The organism is Deinococcus marmoris (assembly GCF_001949125.1).
Lineage (GTDB): Bacteria > Deinococcota > Deinococci > Deinococcales > Deinococcaceae > Deinococcus > Deinococcus marmoris_A.
On record NZ_MSTI01000036.1, the window covers coordinates 1 to 14,722 of the forward strand.

The 14,722-nt window shown below is 63.9% G+C and carries 14 protein-coding genes and 1 pseudogene; 11 read left to right on the top strand and 4 right to left on the bottom strand.

The features are described 5' to 3' along the window. Positions 1-296, top strand: a pseudogene (locus BOO71_RS26770) (IS1 family transposase); the annotation flags it as partial. A 34-nt stretch (positions 297-330) separates the two neighbouring features. On the opposite strand, the gene BOO71_RS05155 reads toward BOO71_RS26770, so the two are convergent. Beyond that, the gene (locus BOO71_RS05155; RefSeq protein ID WP_254843031.1) at positions 331-1,974 is read right to left on the bottom strand and encodes a peptide chain release factor 3; all 1,644 of its coding nucleotides are present in this window, start codon (positions 1,972-1,974) and stop codon (positions 331-333) included. A gap of 305 nt (positions 1,975-2,279) precedes the next feature. Between BOO71_RS05155 and BOO71_RS05160 the strand changes: the two genes are divergently transcribed. Next, entirely contained in the window at positions 2,280-3,236 is a 957-nt protein-coding gene (locus BOO71_RS05160; RefSeq protein WP_075830898.1) for a transcriptional regulator, read from the top strand. 14 nt (positions 3,237-3,250) lie between these two features. Here BOO71_RS05160 and BOO71_RS05165 read toward each other — a convergent pair whose 3' ends face one another. Both BOO71_RS05165 and BOO71_RS05170 read right to left on the bottom strand, forming a co-directional pair. Beyond that, positions 3,251-4,066 carry a GNAT family N-acetyltransferase gene (locus BOO71_RS05165; RefSeq protein ID WP_075830899.1) on the bottom strand — a complete coding sequence of 272 codons (816 nt, stop codon included), beginning with the start codon at positions 4,064-4,066 and terminating at the stop codon, positions 3,251-3,253. Then, the gene (locus BOO71_RS05170; RefSeq protein WP_075830900.1) at positions 4,063-5,427 is read right to left on the bottom strand and encodes a M17 family metallopeptidase; all 1,365 of its coding nucleotides are present in this window, start codon (positions 5,425-5,427) and stop codon (positions 4,063-4,065) included. The genes BOO71_RS05165 and BOO71_RS05170 overlap by 4 nt, the downstream gene beginning before the upstream one ends. Before the next feature lie 146 nt (positions 5,428-5,573). Here BOO71_RS05170 and BOO71_RS05175 point away from each other — a divergent pair, with 146 nt between their 5' ends. The 9 genes from BOO71_RS05175 (at position 5,574) to BOO71_RS05215 (ending at position 12,437) form a co-directional block, all read left to right on the top strand. Beyond that, a complete protein-coding gene (locus BOO71_RS05175) occupies positions 5,574-6,011 on the top strand; it encodes a CBS domain-containing protein (protein ID WP_075830901.1) in 438 nt (145 codons plus the stop codon). Further along, complete coding sequence (locus BOO71_RS05180; RefSeq protein ID WP_051654967.1) at positions 6,008-6,187, top strand: hypothetical protein; 180 nt, start codon at positions 6,008-6,010, stop codon at positions 6,185-6,187. The genes BOO71_RS05175 and BOO71_RS05180 overlap by 4 nt, the downstream gene beginning before the upstream one ends. Next, the gene (locus tag BOO71_RS05185; RefSeq protein WP_254843032.1) at positions 6,188-6,748 is read left to right on the top strand and encodes a cytochrome c oxidase subunit II; all 561 of its coding nucleotides are present in this window, start codon (positions 6,188-6,190) and stop codon (positions 6,746-6,748) included. It begins immediately after the preceding gene. A gap of 85 nt (positions 6,749-6,833) precedes the next feature. Further along, complete coding sequence (locus BOO71_RS05190) at positions 6,834-8,567, top strand: b(o/a)3-type cytochrome-c oxidase subunit 1 (protein ID WP_083653028.1); 1,734 nt, start codon at positions 6,834-6,836, stop codon at positions 8,565-8,567. A gap of 31 nt (positions 8,568-8,598) precedes the next feature. Further along, a complete protein-coding gene (locus BOO71_RS05195; protein WP_254843033.1) occupies positions 8,599-9,027 on the top strand; it encodes a c-type cytochrome in 429 nt (142 codons plus the stop codon). A gap of 158 nt (positions 9,028-9,185) precedes the next feature. Then, on the top strand, positions 9,186-10,229 hold the full coding sequence (gene rfbB, locus BOO71_RS05200; protein ID WP_075830902.1) for a dTDP-glucose 4,6-dehydratase: 1,044 nt from the start codon (positions 9,186-9,188) through the stop codon (positions 10,227-10,229). Then, positions 10,226-11,128 carry a glucose-1-phosphate thymidylyltransferase RfbA gene (rfbA, locus tag BOO71_RS05205; RefSeq protein ID WP_439823017.1) on the top strand — a complete coding sequence of 301 codons (903 nt, stop codon included), beginning with the start codon at positions 10,226-10,228 and terminating at the stop codon, positions 11,126-11,128. Before rfbB ends, rfbA begins: the two co-directional genes overlap by 4 nt. Then, entirely contained in the window at positions 11,125-11,691 is a 567-nt protein-coding gene (locus BOO71_RS05210) for a dTDP-4-dehydrorhamnose 3,5-epimerase family protein (protein WP_075830904.1), read from the top strand. The genes rfbA and BOO71_RS05210 overlap by 4 nt, the downstream gene beginning before the upstream one ends. After that, entirely contained in the window at positions 11,688-12,437 is a 750-nt protein-coding gene (locus tag BOO71_RS05215) for an SDR family oxidoreductase (RefSeq protein WP_139322759.1), read from the top strand. The genes BOO71_RS05210 and BOO71_RS05215 overlap by 4 nt, the downstream gene beginning before the upstream one ends. A gap of 376 nt (positions 12,438-12,813) precedes the next feature. Here the strand turns inward: BOO71_RS05215 and glmS are convergent, their stop codons facing one another. Beyond that, the gene (glmS, locus tag BOO71_RS05220; RefSeq protein WP_075830906.1) at positions 12,814-14,634 is read right to left on the bottom strand and encodes a glutamine--fructose-6-phosphate transaminase (isomerizing); all 1,821 of its coding nucleotides are present in this window, start codon (positions 14,632-14,634) and stop codon (positions 12,814-12,816) included. Positions 14,635-14,722: the final 88 nt, after the last annotated feature.

Genomic DNA, 14,722 nt, shown 5'->3' on the forward strand with positions numbered 1-14,722 from the left:
CCTCGGCAGTGGAACGGCACAACGGGACGGCCCGGCGTATGAATCCGCACCAAGTCCGCAGAAGCCTCGCGTTTGCGAGGCTTCCCCACGTCCGTCAGACGGTCAGTGATCTGGTCAATGGGATCTATAACTTCTGTCGGGTGAACCGGAGCCTGCGAGTCAAGTTGAATGAACCGGTGGGGCGTCGTCAATATGCGCAACGGACGCCAGCAATGGCCATCGGGATCACGGACACGGTGTGGAGCGTGCTGCGCCTGCTCAGCACCGTGGTCATGAAGAACCCATGTCGGTCATGATTCCAGCCTTCTACCATCTGTTCCCACAGCCCACTTAAACCCGCGTCAGATCCTTCGGCAGCGGCAGGAACTCAATCTCAGGGTGTTGCTCGGCGGTGTACTCCAGATCGTACTTGCTGCGGAACAGCATCACCGGGCGGCCCTGATCGTCCTCCACATGGCGGGCAAAGCGGGCCACACTGCTGGCGTCCCCGGCCAGCCAGCGCACGAGCTGATAACCCGTGATGTTCATTTCCACATCCACGCCGTATTCCTCCTGCAAGCGGGCCTGGAAGACCTCAAATTGCAGGGGGCCGACTGCGCCCAGATACGGGTCACGCGCGCCGTCGGTGGGGAAGAAGGTCTGCACGACGCCTTCCTCGGCCAGTTGGGTCAGGCCCTTCATGAACGCCTTGCGCTTGCCCACGTCCTTGAGGGCCAGCGTGGCAAAGGTTTCGGGCGTGAAGCGTGGGAAGCTGGGCAGCGCGACTTTCGCGTCCAGACTGATCACATCCCCAATCTGAAACACACCGGGGTTGACCAGTCCCACGATGTCGCCGGGAAACGCCTCTTCCACCTTCTCACGGTCCTGGGCAAACAGCGTGTGCGCCTGAGAAAGCCGCAGCTTGCGCCCGCTGCGGGTGTGCGTCACGTCCATGCCGCGCACAAAATGGCCGCTCATCACGCGCATGAAGGCTGTGCGGTCCCGGTGGTGCTTGCTCATGTTGGCCTGCAACTTGAAGATGAATCCGGCAAACGGCGCTTCGGGGTCGCGCTCGCCCAGCGTCGTCTCGGTGGGGCCGGGCGGGGGGGCCAACTCCACGAAATTGCTCAGGAAGTGTTCCACGCCAAAGTTGTTCATGGCACTGCCGAAGAACACCGGGGTCAGCTCGCCCGACAGAAAGCCCGCCGCATCAAATTCGGGCATGGCGGCCTCGATCAGCTCCACATCTTCCTTGAGTTTGGCAGCCAGATCAGCGCCCACCAGCCCGATCAGGCGCGGATCGTCCAGGCCCGCCGTCTGCATCGGGGCGCGGTGCTTGCCGCCGGAAGTGCGCTCGAAGGCCAGCACCTGCCCAGTCTGGAGGTCATAGACGCCCTTGAAATCCGGGCCGTCCCCGATGGGCCACGTCAGCGGCACCGCCGTGATCTGGAGGACATTTTCCAGTTGCTGGAGCAGATCAAAGGGATCCAGTGCCGGACGGTCCATTTTGTTCACGAAGGTCAGGATCGGCGTGTGGCGGTTGCGGCACACCGCGAACAGTTTCTCGGTCTGGATCTGCACGCCACGCGCCGCGTCCAGCACCATCAGGGCGCTGTCAGCGGCGGTCAGGGTGCGGTAGGTGTCCTCGGAAAAGTCCTGGTGACCGGGGGTGTCCAGCAGGTTGATGTGCCGCCCCTCGTATTCAAAGGTCAGCGCTGAGCTGGAAATGGAAATTCCACGTTGCTGCTCAATGCTCATCCAGTCGGACTTGGTGTGGGCGCGGCCTTCCTTGGCCGTCACCGAACCCGCTTCCAGAATCGCGCCGCCATACAGCAGCAGCTTCTCGGTAATCGTGGTTTTCCCGGCGTCCGGGTGAGAGATGATGGCAAACGTCCGGCGGCGGGCAATTTCGGCGTCCAGTGCGGCATTGTGGACCTCGGCGGCCTGTGGTGCGGCAGCCTGGGTCTCCGTCAGATTAGGTTCGGTGGTGGTCATGGGTGGCTCCTGCGGGGGCTTTGTAAAACAGCACCGCTCGTTCTGAGAAGGGGGTAGAACTGGGCGTCCTCGACTCTCGCTAGGGCGGCGGAAGGAGAACGGTCATGCACCTATTCTAGCGCGTCACCGGGGAATCCGTCTGGAGGCGGTACCCGGAAGCATCCCCTGGTGGGTGCCTCCGATTCTGCCCATATCGCTCTGGCCCTGGCTGCGGTATCCTGCGGGTACGTTTCGGGGTTCCTCTATTCCCCTTCGGTTCAAGGCCCCGGCCACTCGCGCACCCGCGCCAGGAGAGTGCCAGCCCTATGTTCCCACCAGAATCCAGTTCACAGCAGGCCCCGGCCACGACCCGTAGTACGGCGCGCGGTGAGGTGGAACGCGCCCGATTGATGAGCGATGTCCGTGATCTGGTCGCTATTCTGCGCCGCCAGCCCAACGAGCTGCTGCCCTTCGAGTGGGTCAAGCATCTGGCCCCGCTGGGCGAACACAGCCTGGGGGTGCAGGCCATCGAGGTGGCCCACATCATCGGCTCGGTGGACCGCTACCGCGAATTTGATCGCCACTATCTGCCCAAGGAAAAGCACCTGGACGAGCGCTGGATCGGCATCCGCAGCGCGCAGCTCCAGGGCAAGGAACTGCCGCCCATCCAGGTCTACAAGGTGGGCGAGCTGTACTTCGTCAAGGATGGTAACCACCGCGTCTCGGTGGCCCGCCGTCAGGGACAGGCATACATCGACGCGCATGTGATCGAGCTGAGCGTGACCGTGCCGCCGGAGGAAAGCGACACCCTGGTGGATCTGATCATCAAGGGGGAGTACGCGCAGTTTTTGCGGGCCACCAATCTGGATGTGCTGGTGCCTGGCCACCGCGAGATCCTGTTCACCACGGCGGGCCGGTACGACAAGCTGCTGGAACACATCCGCACCCGTCAGTATTTTCTGGACCGCAAGCCGGAGCGCGCCGGACTGCCGCCCGTGACCTGGGAGGAGGCGGTGGTCAGTTGGTACGAGCGCCTGTACCTGCGAATCGTGGACAATCTGGACCTGCACCACGTCATGTTCCGTTTTCCGGGCCGCACCGAGGCGGACCTGTACCTGTGGACGATGGACCACCGTTATTTTCTGACCCAGAAGTACGGCCATGACGTGGGCAGCGAGGAAGCCGCCCGCGACTTCGGCAAACGCCACTCGCCCCCGGCCTACAAACGGCTGGGCCAGCGCATGCAACTGCTGCTGCGGGGCAAGCTGGATTCGGCGATGTGATGTATCGGCCCGAATTACGGCAAGCTCTGGCGTTCGCTCCAGAAAGTCTTGAGCTGGGCCACCCGGAAACCGTACCGCTCCAGATTGCGCTGGCTGCCTGAAGCAAAAGCCGTCGTGACTGTAACCAGTTCGCAGGACTGCGCCGCGTTATTCAGGCGGCAGTGGATCAGGGCGGCCTGTAAACCCCGCCCACGGAATTCGGGCAGGGTGGCGGCCCCAGCAAGGTAAGCCACGCCGTTCTGAACGCTCAGGGCAGCAGCAGCGGGTTGCCCGTCTACGCAGGCCAGAAAGCGGCGCACCCCTGCCCCCTCGTTTTCAAGAATCGCCAGCGCCCTCTGGACCGGATCGGTGAAGCCGTAGCCTGCCAGCAGCACAGCATTGAACGTCGCGGTGTCCTCGCCCAGTTTCAATTCGCGCACTTCTACGCCAGCGAACGTGCGGGGCGGTGGAGCCTCTGCCGCCGCGTAAAGCGTCGCGCCCACGCCGACGGGCGTAAATCCCCTGTCAAACAGCGCGGCTCCCAGAGTCGGCGTCAGGTGCGTTGCCCAGACACTGAGGCGAGGGGCAATCCGTTCAGACTGATACACGGACAGCACCTCGTCCAGCTCAGTCAACGTGTCCTGGGTCAGCCCGGAGACCGTGTTGTACCAGGGCAGTTCCGGCAAGGCGCGCACTAATGAGGCCCACAAGCCGCCTCGCCCGTACAGGGTGACGCCGTGCGGATTCCCCTGCAATTTGGAGGCCCGTCGCAATGCGTCCCAGCCCTTCTGGCGAATGGCCGCTTCAAGCCGCTCGATCAGCTCCGGCGTCAGCGGCGGCGTGGCCGTCAATCCTGGCTCTCGCCCGCCAGCACGTATTCCACTAGCGTTCCCACGCCCCACCCCGTCGCCACGTCTTCCTTCGCGGCGTTTCCGGCGATGTCCAGATGCGCCCACGGACGGGTCACGAACTGCTGGAGGAACAGCGCGGCCTTGATGCTGCCCCCGGCGGGGACCATGTCGCTGTTCTTCAGGTCCGCGATGGTGTTCTTGCGGTACGACTTCAGATACGGCTGGTGCAGCGGCAGCTCCCACAGCAGTTCCCCGGCGGCCTCCGCACCTGCCTGTAAGCGGGCCGCCAACGCACGGTCAGAGCTGAACAGCGCGGCCATGTCATTGCCCAGCGCGGCCACCTTCACGCCAGTCAGCGTCGCCAGATCGACAACCTCGGTTGCGCCCTCGTCGCAGGCCACAGCCAGGGCGTCGGCCAGCACCAGACGGCCCTCGGCGTCGGTGTTGGTCACTTCCACCGTTTTGCCGTTGGCGGCGCGGTACACGTCGCCGGGGCGCATCGCGTGCGGCCCCACCATGTTCTCGGCGGCGGCCACGTAGGCGCGGACCTCGGTGCCGTCCGGGATGCTGGCGCGCAATTCGGCCAGGGCGCGGATGGCCCCCAGCACTGCGCCCGCACCGCCCATGTCGTTCTTCATGCCGTACATGCCCGCGCCCGACTTGAGGCTGTAACCCCCGGTGTCGAAGGTGATGCCCTTGCCCACCAGCGCGATAATCCGGGTGGCTTTCCCCTGCGCGGGCAGGGTCAGGCGAATCAGGCGTGGCCCCGTCACGCTGCCCGCCGCCACCGCTGCCAGCAGGCCCATGCCCCGTGCCTCGATGCCACCGCCGTCCCAGACCTCTACCTCGACGCCATGCCCGGAAAGCTTCTGCGCCTCGCGCGCCATCGTCGCCGGATTCAGGTGGTTGGCGGGGGCGCTGACCAGTTCGCGGGCGAAGGTCACGCCTGCCGCCATGCCCCGGATGCGCGCCAGGGCAGCGGCGTCCAGCCCCTCCACCTGAAGCTGAACCTCGTCTTTCTGATCGTCCCCACCCTTGTACCGGCGGTCCTCCCAGCCTGCGGCCAGCGTCGCGGAAGCCAGCGCGGCGGCGTGGTCCGTCGCGGTCACCTTCACCGTCTCGGCTTTCAATTCGCGCGCCAGTTTCGCCAGGGCCGCGCCCAGTTCGCGGGCGTCCTGCGCGTCTGCGGGGGCCAGAGCAAGGGCCGTATCCCCATTCTCGCCGCGCGAGATCAGTCGCACCTCGCCCGCCTCCAGGCCACGGGTCAGGCGTTCGGGCCAGTTCTTGCCAGTCCAGTCCGCGCCCGTCCCGGCGAAGGTCAGCGAGAGGTCGGGGCGCTCCAGCGAATCCACGAGTTGCATGGGGGAAGTAAAGCACGGGTGGGCGTTCTGCGGGAGGCGAAGCACTGGGCCTGAGCATGGTTTCCGCCCACATGTTTGCCGTGCTGGCCGCGCCGTAATGCCTCCGTAATGCTGCTCCCTCACTCTTGCGGGCATGGAGGAACAACATGCTGGTCCATGAGTTAATGAGCGCCCCAGTCGTCGTCGCGCCGCCCTCGCTGCCTTTGCCCGACGCGGCGCACCTGATGAAATCGCGCGGGATTCGCCGCCTTCCGGTGGTGGACGGGTCCCGGCTGGTGGGCATCGTCACAGACCGCGATCTGCGCGAGGCCCTGCCCAGCAAGGTCAGCAGCCTCTCGCCGTGGGAGGCCACCACCCGTCTGGCCGCCGTGAGCGTGCAGGACGTGATGCGCCGCAGCGTGCTGACCACCACGCCCGACGCGGACGCCCGCGACGCCGCCTATACCCTGCTGCACCACCGTGTGGGGGCCTTGCCCGTCATCGACGACGCGGGGACCGTGGTGGGCCTGCTGACCGTCAGCGACGTGCTGCGCGACTATGCCCGCCCGTCCGAAAGTCAAAACGGCACTGAGGCCAGACCATGACCCGCGAAAGCCCCGAAGTCGTGAAAATCCAGGTCCGTGAAGAAGCCCTGCCCCCACAGGAGCCGGAAACGCGCGGCCCGGCCCCCATCGGCACGCTGGTCGTGGTGGCGGTGGTGGTCCTGTCGATCATCTGGCTGTGGATGCTGGTGCTGGGCATTCAGCAGGGGCGGGCCTAGGTGTCGGCTCCGCGTCCAGCCGGCCCACGTCCGGTGAATCAGCGGCTGGACCACCACACGCTGGAAAAGTACGAGAACATCTGGTTCGGCATCGCCACCGTCATGGCGCTCTTTCTGTTCGTGACCGTGCTGGCCAGCTTTTTCAGCGGCACCTATCCGTCCTTGACTGGGGAGGGCGGCCATCACATCACGGGCGTCAAGAACGGGCGGCTGAACCCCAAGAACTTCGCGGCCACGCCGTTTGCCACCCCCGGCCTGCGCCAGAACGCCGACGGCACGTATGAAGCCTTCGTGGTGGCCAGAGCCTTCCAGTTCGAGCCTGCCGTGCTGAAAGTGCCCGTCGGCAAACCCATCACCATCCACGTCACCTCGGCGGACGTGCTGCACGGCTATTTCATTGAAGGCACCAACATCAACACCACCGCCATTCCAGGGCAGGTGTCCAGCTTCACCACCACCTTTCGCCGCCCCGGCACCCTCAACGTGATCTGCAACGAGTACTGCGGGACCGGGCACCACAACATGATCAACGGCGTGAAGGTCGAGGTTCAGGAGCCGTGAGCGGGTCTAAGGGTCAAGGGTCCAGGGGTCTGAGAAAAGACCCTCTGTTCAGCGTTTCCCGCAACCTTCCGAAGGAGCATTCTTTGTGACCACATCTCCGATTTATTCGCCTCACGCCGCGCGCGAAACGCCTGTCATCTCGGACGCGGCGTATCTGGCGAGCCTCAAGAAAGTCACGCAGTATTACATCGTCACCGCGTTTCTGGCTCTGTTTATCGGCGTGCTGATCGGGCCGCTCCAGGCGCTGAACTACGGCGGCATCAACGTCTATGACACGCCCATCATCAAGGGGCTGCTCAAATCGTATTACCAGGGCCTGAGCCTGCACGGCGTCCTGAATGCGCTGGTGTTCACGCAATTTTTCATCAGCGGCTTCCTGTTGTACCTGCCCGCGCGCGATCTGGGGATGCGGATCAACATGAAGTTTGCGTGGTTCACGTACATCCTGATGACGGTGGGATTGCTGACCGCCGCCGTGCCGCTGCTGACCAACAACGCCACGCTGCTGTACACCTTTTACCCTCCGATGGAAGGCAGCCCGGTGTTCTACATCGGCGCGGCGGTCATGGTGGGATCGAGCCTGCTGGTGGTGGGGCAGGTCGTGCAGATGTGGATGCGCTGGAAACGCGCCAATCCGGGCCGCGTGACCCCGCTGGTGGCCTTCATGTCCGTCGCCACCTGGATGATGTGGGCCGTGGCCTCGCTGGGTCTGGTCATTGAAGTCGTGTTCCTGCTGATTCCCTGGTCGCTGGGCTGGGTGGCCGGAGTGGACCCGCTGATCTCCAAGACGCTGTTCTGGTGGACCGGGCACGCCATCGTGTACTTCTGGGTGCTGCCCGCCTACATCGCGTGGTATGCCTTCCTGCCCAACCACGCCGGGGGCCGGATCGTCTCCGAGCCGCTGGTCCGGCTGACCTTCGTGATGTTCCTGCTGAACTCCACGCCCGTCGGGCTGCACCACCAGTACGCGGACCCCAACATCTCGGCCACCTGGAAGACCATGCACATGTTCCTGACCTTCCTGATCGCCATTCCCAGTCTGCTGACCGCCTTCAGCGTGGCCGCCTCGCTGGAAGACGCGGCACGGGCGCGGGGTGGGCGCGGATTGTTTGGCTGGATGCTGAAGCTGCCCTGGGGCAAGCCCACCTTCAGCGCCCCGGTGCTGGCGATGGTCTCGTTCATCCTGGGCGGGGCAGGGGGCATCGTCAACGCCAGTTCCACCTTCGCGCCCGTCATCCACAACACCGCCTGGATTCCCGGCCACTTCCACATCACCGTGGGCACGGCCACCACCCTGACCTTCATGGGCATCTCGCTGTGGCTGATCCCGCACCTGACCGGCAAGCGCATGCCCAGTGTCCGCCTCGCCTCGGCAGCGGTCTGGACGTGGTTTATCGGCATGATGGTCTTTGCGTTGGGGATGCACTGGGAGGGGCTGGTCGGCGTGCCGCGCCGCGCCCTGATCAGCGCCACCGCCCAGAGCGTGTACCGCGACATGCCCATCCAGATTCCGCAGATGCTGACGGCTATCAGCGGCGTGATCCTGCTGGTCAGCGCCGTGATGTATTTCTACGTGCTGTTCCGCATGCTGCTGTCCAAGCGCGTGGATGACGGTGAGGTCACCTCCCCGATTCCCTACAGCGAGGTGATCAGCCCCGCCGGACAGAATCTGGCCGGGGCCAGTGCGCTGGTGCGCTTCACCGAGCCGCTGCTGGCGCTGTGGGGCGTGGCGCTGCTGCTGGTGCTGCTGATGTACGGCCCGGTGATCGCCCGCCTGTTCGCCAACGCTGAACTCGTTCCCGGCTGGAGGCTGTACTGATGTTAGAAGCACTGCTGTTGAGGACAGACAGATGAGCGAGATCAGCAACGAGCGCGGATTTTCAGGCCGCGAGATTACCGCCGCCGTGGTGTTCGTGGTGCTGGCGGGCGTGATCGCCTTTACCTCCTTCAACACCGGAATGGGCATGTCCGGCGGTGCGGGTGCGGGTGAGATGACGGCGTCAGTCGCCAGCGCCCCGGTGAACGGCCAGTCGCTGTACGCCAGCAATTGCGTGGGCTGCCACGGCGCGAATGCGGTGGGCGGCATCGGCCCGGCGCTGGGCGTGACCGCCGCCTGGACGCCCGCCGAATTTGCCGCAGCGGTGTTGCACGGTCAGGCTCCGGGGGGCCGCGCCCTGGCTCCGGTCATGCCGCGCTTCGCCGAGTCGGGCTTCGGCGGCGAGACGGCCACCGACGAGCAGGTGGAGGCGATCCACATGTATGTGAAAAGCCTGCAATAGAGCGGGGCCTGGGATGGGGGGCAAAGAGTGGACGGCTCTCTGCCCCCCGATCTATACTGGTTCAAACAAAACACGGCGGGGCTGGTCCAGGCATGCGGGTGTATGGGAAGCTGGGCCTAGCCCCCCGAACGGGCGGTTCTGGCCTTACTCTCGGAAGCATGACAACTGACAATTTTCCCAAAAGGCTTCTGGTCACGGGTGGCTGCGGGTTTATCGGCAGCAACTTCGTGCGCTACTGGCTGGGCCAGCATCCTGAAAGCCGCGTGGTGGTGTACGACAAACTGACCTACGCGGGCCGCCGTGAAAACCTGGCCGATCTCTGGGATAGTCCCAATCTCTCGCTGGTGGTGGCCGACATTGGTGACATGGACGCGTTACGCCGGGCCTGCAAGGAAAACCAGATTGATCTGATCGTCAATTTTGCTGCTGAAACCCATGTGGATCAGTCGATCCTGGGACCGCTGGTCTTCACCGATACCAACGTGCGTGGCACGCATGTCCTGCTGGAAGTGGCCCGCCAACTGGGCATCCGCCTACATCACATCAGCACCGACGAGGTCTACGGGCACATCCGTGATGATCATCAAAGTGTGGAAACAGATGAACTTGCCCCGCGTAGCCCCTACGCCGCCAGCAAGGCCGCTGCCGATCAACTGGTCCAGGCGTATGCCATCACCTATGACCTGCCGGTGACCATCACGCGCGGGGCCAACAACGTTGGCGCCTATCAGTATCCCGAAAAAGCCGTGCCCCTGTTTGCCACCAACGCCATTCTGGGCGAGGCCATCCCGGTCTACGGCGACGGGTTGCAGATGCGTGACTACGCCCACGTCCATGACCATTGCACCGGCATCGAGACCGTGCTACTGCACGGCCAGATCGGCGAGGTGTACAACGTCGGCACCGGGCGCGAGATGACCAATCTGGAGATGGTAGACATCGTGCTGGACACGCTGGGTAAAGATCATTCGCTGGTCCGACATGTCACGGACCGCCCTGGCCATGATCGCCGCTACAGCATGAACGTGGACAAATTGAAGGCCCTGGGCTGGCAGCCAAAATACGATCCGAAGGAAGCTGTCGCTGAGGCGGCGAAGTGGTATGCCGAGAATCAGGCCTGGTGGGAGCCGATCCGCAGCGGCGAGTTCCGCGAGTACTACGAAAAGCAGTATGCCGAGCGACTGGCTGGAACGCCATCGTGACTGTTCCTATGTCCAGTCGTCGGGGGATCATTCTGGCCGGGGGCAGTGGCACGCGGCTGTATCCGGCGACGCTGGCGGTCAGCAAGCAACTGCTGCCCATCTACGACAAGCCGATGATCTATTACCCGCTGACCACCCTGATGCTGGGCGGCATCCGCGAAATTCTGATTATTTCCACGCCCGAGGACACCCCACGCTTCAAGCAGCTCCTGGGCGACGGCTCGCAGTGGGGGCTGAGCCTGGAGTATGCCGTGCAGCCTGAACCCGGTGGGCTTGCCCAGGCATTCCTGATCGGGGAAGACTTCGTGCGGGGCCATGACAGCGCGCTGATTCTGGGTGACAACATTTTCTACGGCAATGACCTGTCGGACCTGATGACCTTGGCCAGCCAGAAGGCCGAGGGGGCCACGGTGTTCGCCTATCAGGTCAGTGATCCAGAGCGCTACGGTGTGGTGGACTTCGACGCCTTGGGCCGTGCCCTGTCCATTGAGGAAAAGCCCGCGCATCCCAAATCCGACTTCGCCGTGACCGGCCTGTACTTTTACGATGAGCGGGTCACGGAACTGGCGCGGCGCATCCGGCCCTCGGCGCGCGGTGAGCTGGAAATCACGGACATTAACAACCTCTATTTGCAAGAGGGGCTGCTGGAGGTACGAATGATGCGGAGGGGCTTCGCGTGGCTGGACACGGGCACGCACGAGAGCATGCTGGAGGCCAGCCTGTTTATCCAGACCATCGAACACCGCCAGGGCCTCAAGGTGGCCGCGCCCGAGGAAATCGCCTGGAGATCGGGCTGGATCAGCACCGGGGCACTGCTTGAACAGGCCCACAAACTCGCCAGGAACCGCTATGGTCAGTACCTTCTCAAGCTCGCCCAGGAAACACGGAGCCGCCCATGATCGACCTGCCTGACCGTCCCGAGCTGGCCATTCCGCTGGTCACGTCCGTTCTGGAAGCCCTGACCTTCGAGACTTATCCTGCCGCCCCGCAGATTGACGGCGTGTGGGTCCAGGCCCTGAAGAAAAACCGCAGTGAGAACGGCGCGTTCATGGAATACCTGCGCGTGGGTGAATCGGGTGTTCAGGGCCTGCCCGGCCTCCTGACGCCGCGCCAGATCAGCGTGTCGTGGGCCGCAGCGGGCCGGGTCAATGCCTTTCATATTCACGTCAGGGCCGAGCAGAACGAAATCTGGTGTGTGCTGGGCGGGCAACTGGTGGTGTGGCTGGTGGACTGCCGGGTTAACAGTTCCACCACAGGCGTCAGGCGCAGGCTGGTCCTCAGCGGCGAGCAGCCCATGCTGGTGCATATCCCCAGCGGTGTGGCCCACGGCTATGGGGCCGGGCCAGACGGCGCGACGTTGCTGTACACGATGGACGCGCAGTTCGATGCGGATGATCCCAACGAGGGCCGCCTGCCCTGGGATCACTTCGGGGCTGAACTATGGGCCGAGGACCGGGGATGAAAGTGCTGCTGACCGGTGGTGGGGGCCGGCTGGGCACCGAACTGCGCGCCTTGTTGCCGGGGCTGGGAGCCGAGACCCTGGCCCCCACGTCTGCGGAACTGGACATCACCGACGGCGTGCAGGTCATGGACGTGGTACGCCGCGAACGTCCCGACGTGATCGTCCACGCGGCGGCGTATACCGACGTGGGTGGCGCGGAGAAGAACCGCGAACGCTGCTGGGCTGTGAATGTGGAGGGCACCCGCAACATGGCGCACTCGGCCAACACAGTGGGCGCGAAGTTGGTCCAGATCAGTACCGATTATGTGTTCAGCGGCGACAGGGGCAATTATCACGAGGACGATACGCCCGGCCCCGTTGTCAATTTCTACGCCCTGAGCAAGCTGGTGGCCGAGGAAGCCGCCCGCGCCGCACAGCGCCATCTGATCCTCCGCACCAGCTTTCGCCCACGCGAATTCCAGTATCCGGTGGCCTACAGCGACGTGTTCACCGGGCAGGATTACGTGGACATCATCGCGCCGATGATTGGGCTGGCGGTGCGCCATTCCCTGGAAATCGAGAACAGGGTGCTGCACATCGCCACCCAGCGCAAGAGCGTCTACGAACTGGCGCTGCGGCGCAGGCCCGATGTGCGGGAGGGCACGCGTGCTGAGGCGGGGGTGATGTTGCCGGGAGACGTGAGCCTGAACACCGGGCGCTGGGAGCGGCTGCGGCGTCAATGGTCTGCGGAGCCTGTGCGCTTTTAGAGCATTTGACAGAAAAGATGCACCGTCCTGAGTGAAGCTGAAGTGTTTGGGTACGCTCTTCGGAACGCCTCAGCTTCGCCCAGTTCAACAATTATTCCGACAAATGCTCTAGGCGCTGTTTCTTCTCTAGGGCATTTGCTGGAAAAGGTGTTCAATGCTGGCTGGACGAAGTGAATGAATTTTACTGGGCATCTGAGACTGGCACAGTTCCACTCGGGCATACGTCCTGAACCGGAGTGAAAATGACGACGCCGCTAGACCTCTGGCCCACGCTGAGTCAGACCTCTGCTTCTCTGACTGCCCGCAGGACGAAGTGGCCCCGTACCGTTCTGCGAAGCCACTCCATCTCCTTTATCTTCCTGACCAAATTTTCAGACTATTCCACCGTCACACTCTTCGCCAGGTTCCTCGGCTTGTCCACGTCCTTACCCAGCGCCGTGGCCGTGAAGTAGGCCAGCAGTTGCATCGCCACTGCATTGACCACCGGGCTGACCATCTCGTGGGCGCGCGGCACGTAGATCACGTCGTCGCCGTGGCGGGCGTTCTCGGTGTCGCCGTCACTGAGGAACAGGATGACTTTGCCCGCGCGGGCGCGCACTTCCTGCACGTTGCTGATGGTCTTTTCCAGCAGGCGGCTCTCAGTGGCGATCACGGCCACGGGGAGGTTGGAATCGATCAGCGCAATCGGCCCGTGCTTCATCTCGCCTGCCGCATACGCCTCGGCGTGGATGTAGCTGATTTCCTTGAGCTTCAGCGCGCCCTCGTAGGCGGTGGGGCTGTTGACGCCGCGCCCCAGGAACAGGTAATCGCGGGCGTGGGCGTACTTCTCGGCCACGACCTTGATCGCCTCCACGCGCTCGGGGGCCAGCGCTTCCTCCACCAGACGGGGCAACTCGCGGGTGGCCTTGAGCAATTCCGCGCCCTGCTCCTCGCTTAACGTGCCGCGCGTCCGGCCCAGCCACAGCGCCAGCATCACGAAGGCGCTGACCATCGAGGTGTACGCCTTGGTGCTGGCGACGCCAATTTCCGGCCCGGCGTGGATGTACAGCGTGTCGTCCAGCTCGCGGGTCATGCTGCTGCCCTTGGCGTTGATCACACCCAGCGTTTTCGCGCCGTGTTTCTTGGCCTCGCGCAAAGCTTCGAGCGTGTCAATCGTCTCGCCCGACTGACTGACCACAATCGCCAGCGTGTTCTCGGACACCAGCGGGTTGCGGTAGCGGTACTCGCTGGCCACGTCCACCTCCACCGGAATGCGCGCCAATTGCTCGATCAGGTACTCGCCCACCAGCCCGGCGTAAAAGGCCGTGCCGCAGGCGATGATGCTGATGCGTTTGAAGCTGCTGGGATCGAGGTTGATGTCCAGATTGACTTCACCGGTATCGTCGTGCAGGCGGCCAATCAGGGTGTTGGTCAGGGCGGTGGGCTGCTCGTAGATTTCCTTGAGCATGTAGGTATCGTACCCGCCCTTCTCGGCGGCCTCGGCGTCCCAGTCGATGTGTTCGATCTCGCGCTGTTGCTCGTTGCCGTCCAGGTCAGTGATGCGGAAGCCGTCGTCGTTCATGACCACCATGTCGCCGTCGTGCAGGAAGACCATGTTGCGGGTGTAGGCCAGCAGTGCGGGCACGTCGGAGGCCAGGAACATCTCGCCCTCGCCGACGCCCATCACGAGCGGGCTGACCGTTCGGGCCGCGACGATCTCACGGTGATCCACATGCGTGACCACGATGCCGTATGCGCCGCGCACCTGTCCCAGCGCCGTGCGAACTGCCTCGTACAGGTCGCCGCTGTAGGCTTCCTCGATCAGGTGGGCCAGCACCTCGGAGTCGGTCTCGCTCTTGAACTCGTGGCCGCGCGACATCAGGGCCTCTTTCAGCTTCAGGTAATTCTCGATGATGCCGTTGTGGATGATGACGATCTTGCCGTCCTCGGTGGCGTGCGGGTGCGCGTTGGTGTCGTTGGGCAGCCCGTGGGTGGCCCAGCGCGTGTGCCCGATGCCCAGCGTGCCCGTCAATGGGCGGCCTTCCAGTTCCGCTTCCAGGTTGGCCAGCTTGCCCGCCTTCTTCTTTACGGCAATGCACGCGCCGTCGCCAATCGCCACGCCCGCGCTGTCATAGCCCCGATATTCCAGCTTGGAGAGGCCCGAAATTAAGACTTCCTGGGCCTGACGCCCGCCGATATAACCCACGATTCCGCACATAAGGACTCCTGCCCGCCTCCTTCGCATAAAAAGACGGGAATGCCTATTTGATTTTTTGTGACGGGTCCGGCCTTATTCCCGCGTTGCC

Excerpts from the sequence above, each read along its gene's own strand:
- BOO71_RS05170 (WP_075830900.1), bottom strand. The coding sequence starts at position 5,427 with ATGCAACTCGTGGATTCGCTGGAGCGCCCCGACCTCTCGCTGACCTTC.
- BOO71_RS05160 (WP_075830898.1), top strand. The coding sequence starts at position 2,280 with ATGTTCCCACCAGAATCCAGTTCACAGCAGGCCCCGGCCACGACCCGT.
- BOO71_RS05210 (WP_075830904.1), top strand. The coding sequence starts at position 11,125 with ATGATCGACCTGCCTGACCGTCCCGAGCTGGCCATTCCGCTGGTCACG.
- rfbB (WP_075830902.1), top strand. The coding sequence starts at position 9,186 with ATGACAACTGACAATTTTCCCAAAAGGCTTCTGGTCACGGGTGGCTGC.
- BOO71_RS05195 (WP_254843033.1), top strand. The coding sequence starts at position 8,599 with ATGAGCGAGATCAGCAACGAGCGCGGATTTTCAGGCCGCGAGATTACC.
- BOO71_RS05180 (WP_051654967.1), top strand. The coding sequence starts at position 6,008 with ATGACCCGCGAAAGCCCCGAAGTCGTGAAAATCCAGGTCCGTGAAGAA.
- BOO71_RS05215 (WP_139322759.1), top strand. The coding sequence starts at position 11,688 with ATGAAAGTGCTGCTGACCGGTGGTGGGGGCCGGCTGGGCACCGAACTG.
- BOO71_RS05175 (WP_075830901.1), top strand. The coding sequence starts at position 5,574 with ATGCTGGTCCATGAGTTAATGAGCGCCCCAGTCGTCGTCGCGCCGCCC.
- BOO71_RS05155 (WP_254843031.1), bottom strand. The coding sequence starts at position 1,974 with ATGACCACCACCGAACCTAATCTGACGGAGACCCAGGCTGCCGCACCA.
- glmS (WP_075830906.1), bottom strand. The coding sequence starts at position 14,634 with ATGTGCGGAATCGTGGGTTATATCGGCGGGCGTCAGGCCCAGGAAGTC.